Annotated in this window: 15 protein-coding genes; 14 read left to right on the forward strand and 1 reads right to left on the reverse strand. The window is 70.8% G+C overall.

The annotated features are described in order from the left end of the window. From RBJ65_RS21420 to RBJ65_RS21480, 13 genes are all read left to right on the forward strand, one after another. A complete protein-coding gene (locus tag RBJ65_RS21420; protein WP_306316881.1) occupies positions 1-573 on the forward strand; it encodes a hypothetical protein in 573 nt (190 codons plus the stop codon). Beyond that, positions 573-890, forward strand: coding sequence for a LysM domain-containing protein (locus tag RBJ65_RS21425; RefSeq protein WP_306316880.1), 318 nt, complete (start codon positions 573-575; stop codon positions 888-890). Before RBJ65_RS21420 ends, RBJ65_RS21425 begins: the two co-directional genes overlap by 1 nt. After that, positions 891-2,072 carry a phage late control D family protein gene (locus RBJ65_RS21430; RefSeq protein ID WP_306316879.1) on the forward strand — a complete coding sequence of 394 codons (1,182 nt, stop codon included), beginning with the start codon at positions 891-893 and terminating at the stop codon, positions 2,070-2,072. It begins immediately after the preceding gene. A 30-nt stretch (positions 2,073-2,102) separates the two neighbouring features. Then, positions 2,103-2,792, forward strand: a complete 690-nt coding sequence (locus RBJ65_RS21435) for a phage baseplate assembly protein V (protein WP_306316878.1) — start codon at positions 2,103-2,105, stop codon at positions 2,790-2,792. 10 nt (positions 2,793-2,802) lie between these two features. Further along, positions 2,803-3,204 (forward strand): hypothetical protein, encoded by a 402-nt coding sequence (locus RBJ65_RS21440; protein ID WP_306316877.1) that lies wholly within the window; start codon positions 2,803-2,805, stop codon positions 3,202-3,204. After that, positions 3,201-3,572 (forward strand): GPW/gp25 family protein, encoded by a 372-nt coding sequence (locus RBJ65_RS21445; RefSeq protein ID WP_306316875.1) that lies wholly within the window; start codon positions 3,201-3,203, stop codon positions 3,570-3,572. Before RBJ65_RS21440 ends, RBJ65_RS21445 begins: the two co-directional genes overlap by 4 nt. Next, the gene (locus RBJ65_RS21450; RefSeq protein WP_306316874.1) at positions 3,569-5,086 is read left to right on the forward strand and encodes a baseplate J/gp47 family protein; all 1,518 of its coding nucleotides are present in this window, start codon (positions 3,569-3,571) and stop codon (positions 5,084-5,086) included. Before RBJ65_RS21445 ends, RBJ65_RS21450 begins: the two co-directional genes overlap by 4 nt. Then, the gene (locus tag RBJ65_RS21455) at positions 5,083-8,169 is read left to right on the forward strand and encodes a phage tail protein (protein ID WP_306316873.1); all 3,087 of its coding nucleotides are present in this window, start codon (positions 5,083-5,085) and stop codon (positions 8,167-8,169) included. The genes RBJ65_RS21450 and RBJ65_RS21455 overlap by 4 nt, the downstream gene beginning before the upstream one ends. 20 nt (positions 8,170-8,189) lie before the next feature. Continuing rightward, positions 8,190-8,762 carry a hypothetical protein gene (locus RBJ65_RS21460; protein ID WP_306316871.1) on the forward strand — a complete coding sequence of 191 codons (573 nt, stop codon included), beginning with the start codon at positions 8,190-8,192 and terminating at the stop codon, positions 8,760-8,762. Positions 8,763-8,780: 18 nt separating this feature from the next. Further along, positions 8,781-10,688, forward strand: coding sequence for a DUF6519 domain-containing protein (locus tag RBJ65_RS21465; RefSeq protein WP_306316870.1), 1,908 nt, complete (start codon positions 8,781-8,783; stop codon positions 10,686-10,688). Positions 10,689-10,740: 52 nt separating this feature from the next. Beyond that, entirely contained in the window at positions 10,741-13,386 is a 2,646-nt protein-coding gene (locus tag RBJ65_RS21470) for a hypothetical protein (protein WP_306316869.1), read from the forward strand. 35 nt (positions 13,387-13,421) lie between these two features. Continuing rightward, positions 13,422-13,859, forward strand: coding sequence for a VOC family protein (locus RBJ65_RS21475; RefSeq protein WP_306316868.1), 438 nt, complete (start codon positions 13,422-13,424; stop codon positions 13,857-13,859). 230 nt (positions 13,860-14,089) lie between these two features. Beyond that, positions 14,090-15,160, forward strand: coding sequence for an LCP family protein (locus tag RBJ65_RS21480; RefSeq protein WP_306316867.1), 1,071 nt, complete (start codon positions 14,090-14,092; stop codon positions 15,158-15,160). 25 nt (positions 15,161-15,185) lie between these two features. Here the strand turns inward: RBJ65_RS21480 and RBJ65_RS21485 are convergent, their stop codons facing one another. Then, positions 15,186-16,673, reverse strand: a complete 1,488-nt coding sequence (locus RBJ65_RS21485) for a glycoside hydrolase family 43 protein (RefSeq protein WP_306316866.1) — start codon at positions 16,671-16,673, stop codon at positions 15,186-15,188. A gap of 668 nt (positions 16,674-17,341) precedes the next feature. On the opposite strand from RBJ65_RS21485, the gene RBJ65_RS21490 reads away from it, so the two are divergent. After that, the gene (locus RBJ65_RS21490) at positions 17,342-17,578 is read left to right on the forward strand and encodes a DUF397 domain-containing protein (RefSeq protein ID WP_306316865.1); all 237 of its coding nucleotides are present in this window, start codon (positions 17,342-17,344) and stop codon (positions 17,576-17,578) included. Positions 17,579-17,636: the final 58 nt, after the last annotated feature.

Here is a 17,636-nt window from a genome sequence, read left to right on the forward strand (position 1 = left end):
ATGACGGCGCTGCGCAACCCGGTCCGCGGCTTCCTCGTGAGCGTGGGCCTCGACCCGGAGATCCTGGTGCAGTTCCAGTACAACCCGGCGCAGGTCACGGACAAGCGGACGGTCTCGTACGCGACGCTCGGCGCGCCCGGAATGCTCATGCCGGTCAAGCAGTACAGCGCGGGCGGGGAGCGCACCCTGTCGTTCACCGTCACGATCGACGGGCTGTTCAAGGGGCCCGCCGACGACGACATCGACATCGCCCGCGACGAACGCGGCGGCATCGCGCCCGAACTGAACAAGTACCGCGCCTTCACCTACCCGCAGACCGAGAACTGGCAGGACGCGAACGGCAAACCGGACGGCTTCACCGGCCTGTTCGCCGCCGCCGAGCCGGTGTTCACTGCGCCGCCGACCTGCCGGTTCGGCTTCGGGGAGCGCGTCGTCGACTGCGTGGTCACCGACCTCCAGATCACCGAGAAGCTCTACGGCCCCGAACTCGACCCGGTCCGCGCCGAGGTCCAGGTGACCTGTGTGGAGCTCACCCCGTACAACCCCGACGCCGCGAGCGGAGGTCTGTTCTGATGGCAGCGCCAGTGCCACGAGGATCCCGGTTCACCGGGCTTCCCGTCTTCGAGGTCACCGCCCCGGACGGCAGCCGCCGCCACGTCGTCGGCCTGCGCCTGACCGCCACGGGAGCCGCAGGGGAGCGGACCCACCAGGTGCGCCAGGGCGAGGCGGTGGACCTGATCGCCCGCCGCAGGCTCGGCGACGAGCAGCTGTGGTGGCGACTGCTGGACGTCAACCCGCTGCGGTACCCGCTCGACCTGACACCCGGCGAGCAGCTGCGGCTGCCCGCGCCGGGACAGGTGACCCGCGCCAACCGGGCGAGGAGCTTCTAGATGGCCACACCGGGACTGCCCGCGAGGATGCCGTACTTCTCCGTGGTCATCAAGGACCGGTCCGATAACGACCAGGCCGGCGGGGGCGGCGCGGGGCAGGCGGTCACGGGCCAGGACATCACGCCGTGGGTGTCCTCGGTGCAGGTCGTCGAGGACGACCGGCTGGCGGACAGCGTGACCGTGACGGTCAACGACCCGCGGATGATCTACGCGGACGCGCTCATGGAGGGCTGCGTAGCCGAGATCGACCTCGGCTACGCGGAACCCGACCAACACGCCCTCGTACTACGGGCGTTGATCACCAAGGTCGAGCTGTCCTACCCCGAGAACGGCGTGCCGCAGCTCAAGATCAAGGGCGAGGACAAGTCCATCGAGATGGGCCTCGTCGAGAAGAAGAAGAACTGGACGAAGACGACCGTCAACGCCCTCGTCAAGAAGATCGGCCAGCCGTACCGCTTCGCCGACGTGGTCGCCAACCTGAGCCCCGACCCCAAGGTGACAGGGGAGAACCAGGACGCGAAGACGGACCTCGCCTTCCTCCAGGACCTCGCGAAGAAGTACCAGGCCAAGTGCTTCGTGGAACTCGACGAGAAGGGCCGCGAGGTCCTGTACTTCATCCCCGACCGGCGCATCCTGCACATCAACCGGGCCGACAAGCTCGTCCTGCGCTACCGGCAGGGCGTCGGCAGCAACCTGCTGTCCTTCACCCCGAGCTTCGACGCGAGCTACATCGACCGGGTCAAGGAGGTCCACGACATCGACGACGGCGGAAAGCAGGTGAACACGCCGCAGCCCCCGCCCGTGGACGTCTTCATCTGGGAACTCGCCCCGGACGTGTCGACCCGCGCCAACCGCGCCGACCTCGACCGCATCGACGCGCTTTACCAAGTGGGCGTACGGGCCAGGGAGAAGCTGCAGAAGGAGCTCGCCAAGCCCAAGCCGAGGACCGGCGCCGTCGCGGGCACCCAGCAGCAACTGGACGACAAGGCAGGCGCGTTGGAGTCACGCCGCCTCGGAATGTCGGCGACCGGCACGACCGTCGGCTCGATCTGGATGCGCGCCAAGTGCAACGTCACCATCGCCGGGGTGCACGAGCGGTTCGCGGGCGACTGGTACCTCACCAGCGTCACGCACACCCTCGACACCTCCGGCTACAAGACCGACTTCAAGGCCGTGCGGTGAGAAAGGCCGCGCGGTGAGAGTGGGGGAACCGTGGCTGATCAGTACTTCGGCAAGTACAGCGGCACCGTCGAGGACAACAGGGACGCCGACAAGCTGGGCGTCCTCCAGGTGTCCGTGCCGACGATCTTCCCGCCGGACGAACCGGTGCCCGCCCGCGCGGCGCTGCCGTACGGCATGTTCTTCGTCCCGGAGAACGGCACGCACATCTGGGTGGAGTTCGAGGGCGGCGACCCCGCGTTCCCGCTGTGGACCGGCGTACAGCACATCCCGGGCACCTTCGCGCCGGAGGCCGCCAAGAACCCGCCCACCGTACGGGCGTTCAGGACGCCGAGCGGGCATCTGCTGATCTTCGACGACACCTCAGGCAGCGAATCGGTCGTCCTCACCGACGGCGAACACGCGCACAAGCTGACCTTCGACAAGAACGGCGTCACCCTCACCGACGGCGCCAACAAACACGTCGTCGAGCTGACCGCCGACGCCGTGCACATCAAGCACGGCAAGGGAGTCGCCAAGGTGACGCTGGAAGCGGCGGCGGTCAAGGCGGAGGCGGGCCCCTCCACCCTGGAACTCAGCGCCTCGGCGGTGAAGGTCGACGGCCCGACGGTGCTCCTCGGCGCGGGCAAGCAGCCCGTGCTGCACCTGACCGACCAGGGCGTCGGCAACCTCGGCGCCCCCGTGCCGATCACCCTCAGCACCCAAGTCAAGGTCATGGCGTGAGAGGGCGGTCATGAGCCTGGGACCGGACGAGACGATCTGCGCCGGCGAACTGCGCGAGGCGATGCGCGCACGCCTCGACGCGCTCACCCCGCCCGCCGGGAAGAACGTCGACAGCGACGACGTACGACCGAACTTCGACGCGCTCGGCCGGGCCGTCCACCGCATCCTCACCGTCGACGCCGAGACCGTCAGCGCCGCGGACCAGGACGCCACGTTCTGGCGCTTTTTGACCGAACTCCGCGACGAGGTCGAGCAGTTGCGGACCTTCGACGCCGGACTCAAGACCGCCTTCGCCGCCTGGGACCCGGCCCTGCCCGCCAGCGGCGCCACCCTGAAGGCCGCGATCGCGGGCCTCGCCGTCCCCACCACCACTCCGGCCGCCCCGGCCAGCCTGAAAGGCGAGCTGCGATGACCACGCTCCGGGGAATGTCCATGCCGTTCCGCATCGAGAACGGCCGCGTACGGCAGAGCACCGGAGCCGACAAGGTCGCCGACGACCTGCGCCACCTGCTCTCCACCCGCCTCGGCGAACGGCTGCTGCGCCGCACCTACGGCGGCGGCGTCCACAACCGGCTCCAGCAACCCAACGACCACACCCTGCGCACCCTCGTCCGGCACGAGATCGAGCAGGCTCTGCGCGCCCACCTGCCGCTCGCCCGCCTGACGAGCCCCGTCCGGCTGACCCACGACGCGTCCGAACTCACCGTCACCTTCGACTACGTCATCGACTCCGAGGCCCTGGCGCAGCACGTGGCACTCACCCTGCCGAGGCCGACATGACCGAGGTGCGCGGACTCCCCATCGACTACACCAACCTCGGCTACGACGCGCTGCGCGAGTCGATGCTCGCCATCGCCCGCCAGACCCTGCCCGAGTGGACCGACCAGACCGAGAACGACCTCGGCGTGCTGCTCATCGAACTCTTCGCGTACGCCAGCGACATCACGCTCTACTACCAGTCCCGGATCGCCTCGCAGCTGTTCCCCGCCACCAGCGACGAACCCGAGTCCCTCGTCCAACTGCTGCGCCTGCTCGGCTACGAGCTGCGCCCCGCGCCGCCCGCCACGGTCGACCTCGCCGTCGCCGTGGACGCCGCGCAGGCGCTGCCGCTGACGATCCCGGCCGGCACGGTGTTCCTCGCCGAGACCGTCACCGCTACCGCCACCGCCACCGGCACCGACGACCGCGTACGGTTCGAGTCCGTCCGCGACACCACGCTCACCAGCGACGTCCTCGGCCCCACGATCGAGGAGAACCTGCGCTGGTTCCTGCCGGTCAGCGCCGTCGAGGGCAGCACCGTGACCAGCGAGTTGATCGGCACCTCCGACGGCGGCCCCCACCAGCTCCACCCCCTCGGACAGCACCCCGTCATCGCCGGCTCGATCACCACCACCGTCACAGGCCCCGGCGGCCCCACCCTCTGGCACGAGGTACGCACCCTCGCCACCGCAGGACCCGCCGAGCGGTGCTTCATGGTCCAGCGCGGCGCCGACGGAACCGTGACGCTGCTGTTCGGCGACGGCGTCAACGGCGCGATCCCGCCCAAGGGCAGCGGACTCGACCAGGTCGAGGTGCACGCCACCTACCGCGTCGGCGGCGGCCCGCAGGGCAACGTCCCGCCCGGCACCGCCTTCACCTCGTCGATCAGCGCCCTCCGCAAGATCACCGCACCCGCGGGCGGCAGCGGCGGAGCCGTCGGCGAGAGCGTCGTCGGCGCCCGCGACCTCGCGCCACGCCTCTACCGCGCCCAGAACCGCGCCGTCACCGCCGACGACTACGTCGAACTCGCGCTGCGCACACCGGGCGTCGGCAAGGCCCGCGCCGTCGCCCTCAACTGGAACGACGTCCTGCTGTACGTGGCACCGAGCGGGCGGGTCGAGCAGCCCTCGGAACTGCTGCGCCGCGACCTGCTGACCGCGTTCGAGTCCTCCCGGATGGCCGGCAGCGTGCTGCGCGTGCTCGGCCCCGAACCCGCGGACATCTTCCTCCAAGCCGTCATCCGCGCCGAGCCGTTCTACCTCCAGGACGACGTGCGGGCCGCCGTCACCGCGGCCACCGCCGGGCTCATCGCGTTCGACGCCATCGACTTCGGCCAGTCCCTCTTCCTCAGCCGCGTCTACGACGTGCTGCAGAGCCTGCCGCAGGTCGCGTCGCTGACCGTCACCCAGTTCAGCCGCACCGCCGACGGCGGCGTGGACGCCGACGGCGTCATCGAACTCGAACCCTTCGAACTGGCCAGGCCCGGTTACCCGGAGACGATCCGCCTGGTGATCCAGGGCGGTGTCGCCCGATGACCCCGGCCGCCGCCGAACCACGCGCGCCCACCGGCGCGCGAGCCGTGCCGAGCCTGCTCGGCCGGAGCGTGGAGCTGCGCTGGACCAATCCACCGGTCGCCGCGTTCGACGGCGGCTTCCTCGTCGGCGTCCGCGTGGTCAGGCGCGAGCGCACGTTCCCGCTCGACCCCGACGACGGCGACCTCGTACACGACGAGACCGCCCCCATCGTCCAAGCGCTCGTCGACACCGGCCTGACCCCCCAAACCCGCCTCTACTACACGGTGTTCACCTTCGACGGCACGGCGTTCCACACCGGCGAAGGCGCCCGCGCCAGCGCGCTCGCCACCGACGACTACGGACTCGTCGAACGCCTCTACCGCATGCTCCCCGCCGTCCACCAGCGCGACGACCGCCCACTGCGACCCGACGAGATACACGCCCTCGACCCGACCGTCCAGGACCGGCTGCGCGCGCTGCCCCCGGAGCTGCGCGGCGCCGGACAACTGCGCCGCTACCTGGCCGCCGCGGCCGCACCACTGGCCCTGACCCGCGGCACCGCCGAAGGCCTGCGGCAACTGCGCGACATCGACCGGACACCGCCCGATTACCTGGAACCGATGGCCGCCTTCCTCGACTGGCGCACTGACCACACCCTGCCCGTCTTCCTCCAACGCGGCGAGATCCGGGCCGCGCCCACCCTCTACCGGAGCGTCGGCACCGTCCCGAACCTCCGGTCCATCGTCACCCGGTACACGGGCTGGCAGGTGCGGGTCGCCGAGTACGCGCAGCACCTCGCCCGCTCCCACCACGCGCCCCAGCAGAACGTGTTCGCGCTGCGGGAGACGGGCGCCGGCTGGTCGGCCGCCCAGGACGCCGCCGACCTCCTCGGCCTCACCCCGCCGACCACCGCGTCCGCCGTGACCGGCACCGTCGCGGGCCCCTTCGCCCTCCGCCCCGGCATGGAACTCACCGTCAGCACGGACGCCACCGGCCCCGTCACCGCCCGGTTCGCCGCCACCGACCTCACCACGGCGAGCGCGGCCGAGGTCGCCGCCGCCCTCGACCGGCAGTTCCGCGACCTCACCGTGACGGCGCTCGCGAACGGCCGCCTCAGGCTCGAAGCCCACACCGGCACCCTCCGCGTAGAACCCGCCGAGTCCAGCCTCGTCACCCTCGACGGCGCCCCGCGCGGCCGCCTTTCCGTCGTCCCGACCGGTCCGGCCTCGTTCCACGTCTTCCACGCCGTCTGCGACCCCCTCGGCCCGCCCACCGACGCCGCCGCCCGCCGCGCCGTGTCCGGCCGGCCGTTCCCGCGGCCTCCGGTACCGGGCGAAGTGGGCCTGCCCGAAGGCGAGTTGGGAGCGTCCGGCGGCTCGCCCTCCCCGCCCGCCGCACCCGTGAGCCGCGTGCACGTCAAGGCGTACCGGGGCGGCCAGTGGGGCGACTCGGTGCCGCTGTTCACCGGCGGCGAGCCGGCCGCCGCCGCGCTGCCCGCGGCCGGGGCGGGGCAGCCGGGCCGGATGCTGCTGGCCTGGGTGGAACAACCCGGCACGCCCGAAGCGCAGGTGCGGTTCGCCGTCGGCACCACCGGCGAGCCAGGACCGGCCGTGCTCACCGGGGACCGGGGCACGCCGTTCGCCATCCCGCACGGTTCGTACCTCGTGCTGCGCGACGCCCAAGGCCGGTCCTACGGCGCCCAGTTCGCCCGCACCGACTTCGCCGACCCGGACGCCCCGGGCATCACCGACGTCCTGGCCGTGATCAACGCCCGGCTCGCCGCGGTCGTCACCGCCTCGGCGGCACCCGGCGGAGCGCTGCGCCTCAGCTCCCTCGGCAGCGGCGGCGACGCCCGGCTCACCGTGGACCTGCGCGCCTCGACGGCGGCGACCGCACTCGGCTTCGGCCCGGACAACTCCACGGCCACCGGCGACTGGGGCGACCACATCGACTGGGGGCCCGTCCAGCCCCTGACCGCGATCACCCCCGGCCGGATCGCCGACCTCGCCGCGACCGCCGACGCCGCCGCCGTCCAACTCGCGTACGCGCGCCACGACGGGCAGGCCTGGCAGATCCGCACCGTCCGCTTCGACGGCAGCGCCTGGTCCGGCGACGAGGCGCTCACCAGCGGCGTGCTCTCCAGCCGCGAACCGAGCCTCGGCCGGGAACCCGACGGCCGGATCCGCGCCGTGTGGGCCAGGCAGGGCTCCGTCGGCGGCGCCGCCTGGTCACTGCGCGGGCGCGACAAGCCGTCCGGCGGCGGATGGAGCGCCGAGGCCGAACTCACCCCCGTACCACCCGACTCCACCACCGGAGACCGCGAACCCGCGCTCACCGTACGACCCGGCCTGCCGCCCCGGGTGTTCTTCCGCTCCGACCGCGGCGGCGGCCCCCACCTGTGGGCGATCCCGGTCGGCGGCGCCGCCACCGAGATCACCACCGGTGCGCCCACCGAGACCTGGCCCGCGCCCGTCACCGTCGACGGCGTCCAGTGGCTGCTGTACCGAGGCGACCGCTCCGTCGGCCACGCGGGAGTCGGCTCCGGGCCCTTCCAGGACGCCGGAACCCTGCACCGCTACGCCGGGTCGACGACCGTCGTGCTCTCCCACCTCGACCGGCTGCGGCGGCTCGGCGCCTTCGACGACCTCGTCTCCTACACCCCGCACCGGCCGGCCGGCGAGACCGCCGCCGACCCGCTGCGCGACGACGAGGTCTACACCCGCACCACCGTCGGCCTCCACCTCACCCAGGCCGTCTCCGGCCTCCTCGACGAGAGCATGGCCGACCGGCTGCGCGCGGTGCTGCGCCGGTTCGTCCCGCTCAACGTCCGCACCGTCGTCCGCCTCGCGCCGCGCGCCGAGGTCGAGTTCGTGTACCCCGCCGCGGCCGACCTCGCCGACACCTACGCCGACGAGCACCCCGACATCGACCACCTCGGCGTACCGGGCGAGAGCACCGCCGTGCTGCTGCCCGGCTGGGGAGTCATCGGCAGCGCCCTCCTGTCCGCCCCGCCGCCCGCCGACCCGGAGGCCACCGGCACCACCGCCGACCCCACCGACCTCGGCAGCCTGCGCCGGCGCACCCACCAACCACCCCTGCAATGACGTGATGCGGAGCGAAGCCGATGACCACGAAGGACACGGGCGCCGGGCCCCGGAGCGAATACGCCACCGAAGGACTCCACGGCCAGTTCCACGACGTGCTGTACGCCGCCGACAACAGCCCCGTGTGGGACCGCGGTTGGGTGCGCAACACGATCGTCGCCGACTGCCGCCGGCTGCTCGCCGGGTTCGTCCGCGGCACACCCACCACGTCGGAGGCGACCATCGGCCTCGCGGTCGGCGCGGGCCTCGCCGCCTGGGACGGCAGCGGACCGCCGAACCCCGCACCGACGCAGACGGCGCTCGTCGACCCCCACCCGCACCTCGTGCCCCGCGCCCAGCTCCAGATGGACTTCATCAACCCGGCCAACGGCACCATCTCCGCGCAGCCGACCGGAACCCTGCAACTCAAGGCGACCCTCGGCCCCGGCGTCCCCGCCTGGCCCGACACCTTCCACGCCACCAGCACACTCCGCGAATTCGGCCTGATGGCCCGGCTCAACGGCACCGACGTCCTCATCAACTACCGCACCCACATCGCCATCGCCAAGGACCCCGCCAGCACCCTCGAACGCACCATCTGGCTGGTCTTCTGACCGCAAGGAGTCGACCCCATGGCCACCATCACGCCGAGCACCTTCGACCCGCTGCTCGCGCACGTCAACGTCCGGCTCCAGCAGGGTGTGCCCATCGTGGACGCGGACTGGAACCTGCTGGACGACATCCGCAAGTTCGAGCTGCGCGCCTTCCTGAAGTGGTACGTCGGCGACGGTGTCCCGGACGGCAACGACGGCTACCGGATCACCGGCGGCCTGGCCAACGACTTCACGGTCCGGGCCGGAACGCAGGGGCCGACGGGGACGCTCTCCAACGCCGAGACCGCGCTGCGCAAGGTCGGCCGCTTCCTCGTCGACGGCCTGGACGTCCTGCTCAAGGCGGACTTGACGTTCACCGCGCAACCGCTGCACCAGAGCCAGCCGGGCTCGGCGACGCTGGCCGCCAAGCTCGGCGTACCGGTGATCGCGCCGCTCACCACACCCGGCGCCGACCAGCAGGTGCTCGTCGAACTCGACGTGTGGGAACGCCTGTTGACCCCCGACGAGGAGCCCGCCCTGGTGCACGCCGGGCTCGGCGTCGAGACCTGCGCGCGCACCCGCCGCGAGTGGGTGGTCCGCGCCTACCCCGTGTCCGCGCCGGGCCCGCACCTCGCCGGACACTCGTACGCGACGCTGGCGCTGCTCAACCGCCCCGGCGGGCAGGCGGTCATCTCCGACACCCAGATCGTCGACCGGCGCCAGCGCCGCCTTCTGCTGCCACCGGCGAGCCTGATCACGGACGTCCTCGGCGTCGACCCGTACGAGTACCGGGCGGGCGTGGGACGGCCGCCGATCAGCGTGCGCGACGCCGTGAACGCCCTGCTGGCCGGGCAGTTGCCCACCACGGCCGACCTGCCGGTCTCGCCGGGGCCCGGCTCGGACACCATCCGGCGCGCGTTCGTGCTCGACTCCCTGAACGGCCTCGCCGCGTTCTGGTTCTCACCACGCGTGGGCAGCGTCAACCAGATCTTCGCCGCCCGCCTCGACCTCGCCGCGCCCGAGGCCGGATTCCAGACCGCGGTCGCCGTCACCAGCGGCTCGACCCACGTCGAACCGACGGTGGTGCCGCTGCCGGGCGGCGAGTTCGTGGTCGCCTATCAGAACGGCCTCCAGTTGAACGCCACCACCGACGTGGTCTTCAAACGCGCCACCCTCGCCGGACTGCCCGGCGCCCCGGAACAGACCCTGTCGGCGACCGCGGGCACCGCGGACGAGATCCCGTTCGGGGTCCTGACCGGAGACATCATCACGTTCTTCGTGCGGCAGGCGGCGGGCAACGGCTGGTTCTTCCGCCGCTACCGGCACACCGACAGCACGTTCGTGGACGCGACCCCGGTGGCCCTTCCGGCCCCCGCCGTGTCCGGCACCGGCGGTGGCCTGCACGCCGCGGCGGCCGGGGGAGTGGTGTGGTTCGCCTACGTCACCACCGCGGGCAACACCATGACGCTCGGCAGGCTGACCCCCACCGCGGCGGCGGGCTCGGCCGTCGACCACATCATTCCGACCCCGCTGGCCGGCGCCGAGCCCTTCGTGGTCGGCGTCAGCGCCACCGAGGCGATGGTGTTCTACAAGGACACCCAGCTGAAGGTCGTGAACGCCGCGAGCGGGAGCTGGCAGACCGGCTCGATCGGCACCGTCCCCGGCAGCGACACCGACATCCAGCCCGCCGCGGCCCGGGACGCCAACGGGACCGTGTACCTGCTGGCGGCCCGGAACGTCGTCGGAGCGGGCAACGAGATCTTCCTGCGCCGCCGCGATCCGGCCACCTCCGTGTGGGGCTCGGCCCAGCAGGTGATCTCCAACCCCGCGAACGACCAGAACCCGCACCCGGTGCTCGTGCCGGGCCAGGGGATCTGGGTCCTGTGGCGAAGCGACCGGAGCGGCGACTTCGACCTCTTCGCCAAGCGCATCGTCACCGCCATCTAGGCGCCCGCCAGACCCTGTCGCGCACCGTCCCGCACCCGCGAAGGAGCACACCGTGCCCGCCATCTCACCCAACACCCCGGCCGCCGACTCGTACACCATCTCGCTGTCGAAGGCGTTCGTCGTCAACTCCCAACTCGACTTCAACAACGTCCCGCGCGCCTTCACCCTCACCTACCCCGACCCGGCGCCGACCGGGCTCACCCTCCAACTCGTGCGGGTCACCGCGCCCGGCGGATCCGTGAACCTCGACGCCCTCGCCACCGCAGGGACCGTGGACAGCACCAGCGTCCCCGGCCGCGACGTCAGCGCCAGCCGCAGCACCAACGGCGGCGTCACCTCCCTCACCTGCAACATCCAGGACCCGTCCGAGACGGGTGTGCTCGACGAGCACTACGAGGTGCGGGCCTCGGCCGCCGCGCCCATCGGCTGGACGTACGGCGTCGACAACCACTTCAACTCCAACGTGATCATGGTGGTGTGCGACCCGGTGGCCGCGTACAACGGGCTGCCGACGACGCTCGTCGAGAAGCAGTTCCTGACGGTCACCGCGGCGGGCGCCGCGGGCGACGTGGCGACACCGACCGTCGTGCGCAACACGAATCCGGCGGACGGGCTCGTGCTCGCCGCGCCGGAGCCGCGCTACCAGTTCGGGCACCAGGGCTCGATCGCGATCCAGGGCCTGCCCTCGACGGCACAGACGAGCCAGACCTACCAACTGGTCGACGCGTTCGCCGCCCCCGTCCCGCTGCCGGGCGTCTACGGCGACACACCGGTCACGTTCACCGTCGACGTCGTGTATCCCGGCATCGGCGGCCCGGCGTTCCTGACCGGCCACGGCACCGCCGCCACGTCGATCAACTCCCGGCCACAGCGCGTACAGCTGATCCTCGACCGCTCCGGCAGCATGGGCGCCGAACACCGCTGGGACAACGCGAAGACCGCCGCCCGGATCTTCATCAACTTCTTCGGGGAGTTCCGGGCGGGCGTCAACGCCCTCGACCGGATCGGGGTGACCGTCTTCGAGGACCCCAACTGCCAGTTCCGCAGCTCGAATCCGGCGGGCCCGCCGTTCATCACCGACGTCATCCCGCTGGACACCCCGGACAACGTGGCGGGCGGGGATCTCGGACCCGCGGTCTTCGGCGTGCCCGGCAGCTGCACACCGATCGGCGACGGACTCTTCTTCGGCCTGCGCAAGCTCCAGGAGCAGGGCTTCCCGCCGAACGTCCGCTTCACCGCCGGGCTCGCCACCGACGGCGACGAGAACGCCGGAATGATCAAGATCGGTCCCGGTGCGGCCCCCGGCAACCCGATCACGTTCGAGCAGGCCAAGCTCGACCCGGCCATCAGCCAGATCACCGGACCGACGACCGACCTGAACCTGTTCACCATCGCCCTCGGCTCGGCGCCGAACTTCACGGTCCTCAACAACCTGGTCGCGGCCGGGCACTTCGTGGCAGCCCTCAACGTCGGCAACCTGATCAACGCGTACGCGACGATGTTCAACCTGTCGCAGGAGGCCAGCAAACTGCTGACCCGGTTCACGCAGGCGGTGGGCGGCACCCCGCCGCCGTCCCCGACGGAGGTCTTCTTCGACACCACCCAGGCCCAGCGGTTCGGCGTCGCGATCCTCAAGCTCCTCGACCCGCCGACGCCCGCAGACGCGATCGACCGGGTCGAGATCGCCCGGTTCGACGGCACGAAGTTCCAGGTCGAGACCATCGCGCCGAAGGAGTTCGAGGGGCACTTCTACCTCGGCGTACCGAACGCGGGCGCCTTCGGCGGCGGCACCGCGACCTGGCGGGTCCGGCGGTTCAGCGGCCCGACGGTCCGGCCGATCGCCCTGGAGGACGTCTTCGCCTTCGAGGACCTGCACATCAAGTCGACCCTGTCCCTCGACGAGAAGGACTACGTGACCGGCGACGAGATGCGCCTCGCCGTCGAGATCCGCCACGACTTCGATCCGGTGCGCGGCGCCACCGTACGAGCCGTCCTCGACGCCCCCGCCGAAGGCGCCGGGACCCTGACGGCGGCCCTCGACCCCGACGACATGCAGCGCCAGCAGCGCAGGAACCGCGACCGCAAGGACCAGCCGAAGGGCCGGGGCGTGCTGATCGACGCCGTCCTCGCCAAGTACGACTGGGACGGGCTGCCCCGCTGCAACCCCGACCCCGGCGGCCTCTTCGTCGACGGCACGGACCTGCTGCACGACGAGAACGGCGACGGGATCTACACCAACACCTTCGCCAAGGTGCACACCGAGGGCGTCTACAACTGGACCGTGTTCGTCAGCGGCACCGACTCCGACGGCAACCCGTTCAGCCACCGCCTCGACCAGTCGACCCTGGTGTCCATCGGCATCAGCCGCAGGGCCACCACGATCCGCAAGGAGATCCTCAAGGACCAGCCGCCCTCCTTCACCGCGGTCAAGGTGACGATCACCCCGCAGGACGACTTCAAGGGACTGCTCGGCCCCGGCTTCGACGACACCGTCATCTGGGCCATCAGCGGCGACGCCGTGTTCGACCACGTCCAGAAACACGAGCCGCCGCCGGTGAACACCGACGGCACGTACACCCGCACCGTCGTCTTCCGCCGCGGCCGCAAGCCGGAACTGAACGTGTCGGTCCTCGGCGTCCGCCTCCCGAAGATCGAACTGGCCGGCCCGCCCCACACGCTCTCGGACGACGGCTCGTAGGCCGGGCGCATGCCCGCCTCGGTAGCATGCGCCGCATGGCCATCAAGCTTGAGAACGTCGGCATCGCCGTCCGGGACATCGAAGCGGCTGTCTCCTTCTTCACCGACCTCGGCCTCACGGTCCTCGGCCGTGACACGGTCAGCGGTGAGTGGACCGACACCGCTGTCGGGCTCGATGGCAATCACGCCAGGATCGCCATGCTCCAGACCCCGGACGGCCACGGCCGGCTCGAGCTCTTCGAGTACATCCACCCGGACGCGATCGAGACGGAGCCCACCCGCCCCAACGAGATCGGCATGCACCGCGTCGCCTTCTCCGTCGACGACATCGACGACGCCCTGGAGAAGGCGGCACGGCACGGATGCCGCCCGCTGCGCGGGGTGGCGACGTACCAGGACATCTACAAGCTCGCCTACGTCCGCGGCCCGAGCGGCATCATCGTGATGCTCGCCGAGGAACTGAGGAAGAGCTGACGCAGCGCTCAAGCAGGGCTTACGGAGACCACAAGTGTGACCCCACCCATATGAGCCACGGCACATGCTAAGGACGGTAGTAACCCCGAGAGCCACTGGCGGGCCGGTCACAAGGCCCGGGCCGTCGGTCCTTCGTACCCGGGTAGTACGTCACTTCTTTGCGTCCCGCCACCGCACGCCGCTAACCCTGACTGAGTTCACGAGCCGAGAGAATTCAGGAAGGCCCCCACATGCCGCACGAGAGCCGCGCCAAGCACCGCAAGAAGGGGCGCGCCCTGCGTTGGATCGCGGGCGGCGCCCTCGGGCTGACCCTCATCGGGGGCGGCGGCGTCGCCTACGCCTGGCAGCACCTCAACGGCAACATCAAGGGCACCGACGTGAACGCCGCCCTCGGCAAGAACCGGCCGAGCGAGCAGCGCGACGGCGCGATGAACATCCTCCTGCTCGGCTCGGACTCCCGGGCCGGCACCCACGGCCAGTACGGCAGCGGCGTCATGGGCGCCCGCGCCGACACGGCGATGGTCCTGCACGTCGACAAGACCCACAAGAAGGCCTCCGTCGTCAGCATCCCGCGCGACACCGAGGTCGACCGCCCCACCTGCAAGACCTCCCACGGCGACGTACCGGCCGAGCACAACGCCGTGTTCAACTCCTCGTACGCGCAGGGCGGCCCCGCCTGCACCGTGAAGACGGTCGAGAAGATGTCGGGCGTCCGCATGGACCACTACCTGGAAGTCGACTTCAAGGGCTTCCAGAAGCTGATCGACGAGCTCGGCGGCGTGGACATCACCACCCGCACCGCGATCCACGACAGCAACAGCGGCCTGAACCTGGAGGCCGGAAAGCACCGCCTGAAGGGCAAGGACGCGCTGGCCCTCGTACGCACCCGGCACGGCGTCGGCGACGGCAGTGACCTGGGCCGCATCCAGCTCCAGCAGGCGTTCATCAAGGCCCTGATCCACCGGGCGAAGACGGTCGACCCGCTCGGCAGCCCGAGCAAGTCCTACGCGCTGGCGGACACGGCGACCAAGAGCATCAGCGCGGACTCCGAGCTGGCGTCCGCCGACAAACTCCTCGGCCTGGCCAAGGAGTTGAAGGACATCAGCCCCGACCGCACCACCATGGTCACGCTGCCCGTCACCTACGACGCGCAGGACCAGGGCCGCGTCCTGCCCCTCGAAAAGGCCTCGCAGCACGTGTGGCAGGCCCTGCGCCACGACAAGGCAGTACCGAAGAAGGCGACGCAGGGCTCGGTCGGCGACCGCACCGACTCGCCGGTGGTGTCCGGCTCGGGGTCCTGACGACCGACGGCCGGTCCGGTCGGCCTCAGTCCGTATAGACCTCGGCCCGGTCCACGCTCACGAACGCGCCCGAGGATCCGGCGCCCCGGTCCCCGGTCACCCGGACCCGCAGCGTGTGCGGACCGTTCGTGAGGCGCGGGCTGAGGTACTGGAGGGTCTCGCCGGTGCGGATCGCGCCGTAGAAGTCGACGCGCTTCTCGGGGCCGCCGTCGACGCTGATCGCGGCGATGCCGTTGCCGGTGTCCTTGACGGACAGCAGGGCGATGCGGGTGCCGGTGAAGGAGTACGTCGCCGTGTTCCCGGCCTTGTCGCTCCAGTGGTCGTCGCCCCAGAAGCACTGCGCCGCGCAGCCCGTGCCGGAGTTCCACGTGCCGGTGTACTTGACGGTTTCGGAGCCGGAGCCGCTGGTGCGGCCGTCGTCGTTGATCCAGTGGTTGCCGGAGCCCGGGTCGCCTGAGGGCAGGTTCTGGGTCGCGCCCAGGGCGAGCGGGGTGCCCAGGTTCGGGCTGCCGTCGGCGTTCCAGCCGATCTTCTGCGCGCGGGTCGTGCGGTTGCCGTAGGTGTTCACCGAGGTGGTCTTGGCGTGATAGATCAGCCAGTCCTCCTTCCCGTCCGGGGACGTGAAGAAGGCGTGGTGCCCGGGACCGAACACCCCCCGTTCATCCGCGCGCTTGAACACCGGCCCGTCGTGCTGCTTCCAGTTGCCGGGCACCAGCGGGTCGGCGCCGTCCGCGAGCGACATCATCCACACCTGGTAGTCGGGCTTGCCCGTGTCGCAGGTCGAATACGTCATCCACGTACGCCCGTTACGGTTCAGGAACTCCGGACCCTCACGGACCTCGGGGCAGCCACCGGCGCCGTCGATCGCGACCGCGTCGCCCGACACGGTGTACGGGTTCGACAGCGGCGCGATGTTGAGCCCGTTGTGCTGGTACTGGTTGCGCCCGCTGTACGCGAGATACAGCTTGCCGTCGTGCCTGAGGATCCCCGGGTCGATCGCGAAGTCGTTCGCGTGGTTCGGCGGCGCGAGCTTCGCCTTGAAGTGGTACGGGCCTGTGGGATCGTCGCCCGCCGACTCCAGGACGTAGAGCCGGTGGTGCTCGTCCGTGCCGTCGTCCGCCGTGTAGTACATGTACCAGCGCTCGCCGAACCGGTAGAACTCCGGCGCCCAGATGTGCTGATTGCGCGAGGCGTCGCCGTCCGTCCACACCGTCTTCGGATCGGCGTCGAACAGCGTGGCCAGGGACGGCGAGCTCCACATCTTGATGCTGTCGCCCTGCGTGGTGGTGAGGTGGTAGGCCCCGTTCGCGTAGGACAGGAACGGGTCCGGGCCCGTGTTCAGCGGATTGCGAAAGGTGCTCGACGCGGCGGCCGCGGTCGATACGTGCCGCTCCGCGTCGGCCGGCGCCGGCTTCTCCGCGGTGGCCTGCGAGGCACCGACGAGCCCCGCGGACAGGGCGAGCAACGCGGCGGACAGGGCGGCGACCGTAGCGCCACGGGGCCGTGCGCGCATGAGCGACTCCTTGCGTCGATGTGGGCCTCAAGGCCTCTGGACGCTATGGAAGGGGCACGGGGGTGTCAACGCGGCGCCAGGGGCGGCGAGTCGGCGGGCCGGGGCGGGGGACCGGGCTCCCGACGTCAGCAGGAGACCGTGGTCCAGGAGGTCCGGCCGGCCTCCGCTGGTTCGCATGGACGGAGTTCCGTCACTGCGCATATGACGGATCGATTTTTTCGAAGAAGCCCCAACCAGGTTTGCGATACGCTCTGTTGCCGTTCGGAGTTGACGCTTCCGGGAATTTCCGTCGCCGCGGTCAGAGTGTCGACCGCGCGCAGGACGGCGGCAGTGCGTTCGGGAAATCCCCATTCGTCCAGGGCATTTGCCACAAACCGCCGCAGATTCGCGGGGCGGCGCGATCCGGGTTCCAGAATGAGCGCGGCGAATCCGGATGTGGCGATTCCGAGGGATAGGCCCCAGTCATGAGCGTTTGGTGACGAGATGAGACCGTCCCATGCCGTTTTCTGTTCGACTTGTTCCGGTCCACCGCCGGGACGCCGGGCGTGACACGCTGTAGTCACTGCATGTGTCCGCAATGCCCCTCCCCCACACGGCGGCCGGCCGGCCGCACGGCACCGGCCCTGGTCCGCCCAGTATTCCGCCCGAGACATAGGAGGAAGGCCCGAATGGACTCTGCTTTCAACGGTGTTCCCGCCGCGTCACTGAAAGAGGCACGGTGGATGAAGAGCCGGCACAGCGCTGCCGTGGGCAACTGTGTGGAGATGGCGTTACTGGTGGACGGATCGGTGGCGGTGCGCAATTCCCGGGATCCGGAAGGCCCCGCTCTGATCTATACACGGGACGAGATGATCGCGTTCCTGGCGGGCGCGAAGGAAGGAGAGTTCGACGTACTGGTCGGGTAAGTCCCCGGGTAAATAGGGGATTTCGTCCCACAGTGGGCTCCTGAGTGGAATGCTCGTG

The organism is Streptomyces sp. KL109B, assembly GCF_030766935.1.
Taxonomy (GTDB): Bacteria; Actinomycetota; Actinomycetes; order Streptomycetales; family Streptomycetaceae; genus Streptomyces.

Bases quoted from the DNA above. Each gene is read 5' to 3' on its own strand.
- RBJ65_RS21420 (WP_306316881.1), top strand. From the start codon at position 1: ATGACGGCGCTGCGCAACCCGGTCCGCGGCTTCCTCGTGAGCGTGGGC.
- RBJ65_RS21425 (WP_306316880.1), top strand. From the start codon at position 573: ATGGCAGCGCCAGTGCCACGAGGATCCCGGTTCACCGGGCTTCCCGTC.
- RBJ65_RS21430 (WP_306316879.1), top strand. From the start codon at position 891: ATGGCCACACCGGGACTGCCCGCGAGGATGCCGTACTTCTCCGTGGTC.
- RBJ65_RS21440 (WP_306316877.1), top strand. From the start codon at position 2,803: ATGAGCCTGGGACCGGACGAGACGATCTGCGCCGGCGAACTGCGCGAG.
- RBJ65_RS21445 (WP_306316875.1), top strand. From the start codon at position 3,201: ATGACCACGCTCCGGGGAATGTCCATGCCGTTCCGCATCGAGAACGGC.
- RBJ65_RS21450 (WP_306316874.1), top strand. From the start codon at position 3,569: ATGACCGAGGTGCGCGGACTCCCCATCGACTACACCAACCTCGGCTAC.
- RBJ65_RS21455 (WP_306316873.1), top strand. From the start codon at position 5,083: ATGACCCCGGCCGCCGCCGAACCACGCGCGCCCACCGGCGCGCGAGCC.
- RBJ65_RS21460 (WP_306316871.1), top strand. From the start codon at position 8,190: ATGACCACGAAGGACACGGGCGCCGGGCCCCGGAGCGAATACGCCACC.
- RBJ65_RS21465 (WP_306316870.1), top strand. From the start codon at position 8,781: ATGGCCACCATCACGCCGAGCACCTTCGACCCGCTGCTCGCGCACGTC.
- RBJ65_RS21475 (WP_306316868.1), top strand. From the start codon at position 13,422: ATGGCCATCAAGCTTGAGAACGTCGGCATCGCCGTCCGGGACATCGAA.
- RBJ65_RS21480 (WP_306316867.1), top strand. From the start codon at position 14,090: ATGCCGCACGAGAGCCGCGCCAAGCACCGCAAGAAGGGGCGCGCCCTG.
- RBJ65_RS21485 (WP_306316866.1), bottom strand. From the start codon at position 16,673: ATGCGCGCACGGCCCCGTGGCGCTACGGTCGCCGCCCTGTCCGCCGCG.
- RBJ65_RS21490 (WP_306316865.1), top strand. From the start codon at position 17,342: ATGGACTCTGCTTTCAACGGTGTTCCCGCCGCGTCACTGAAAGAGGCA.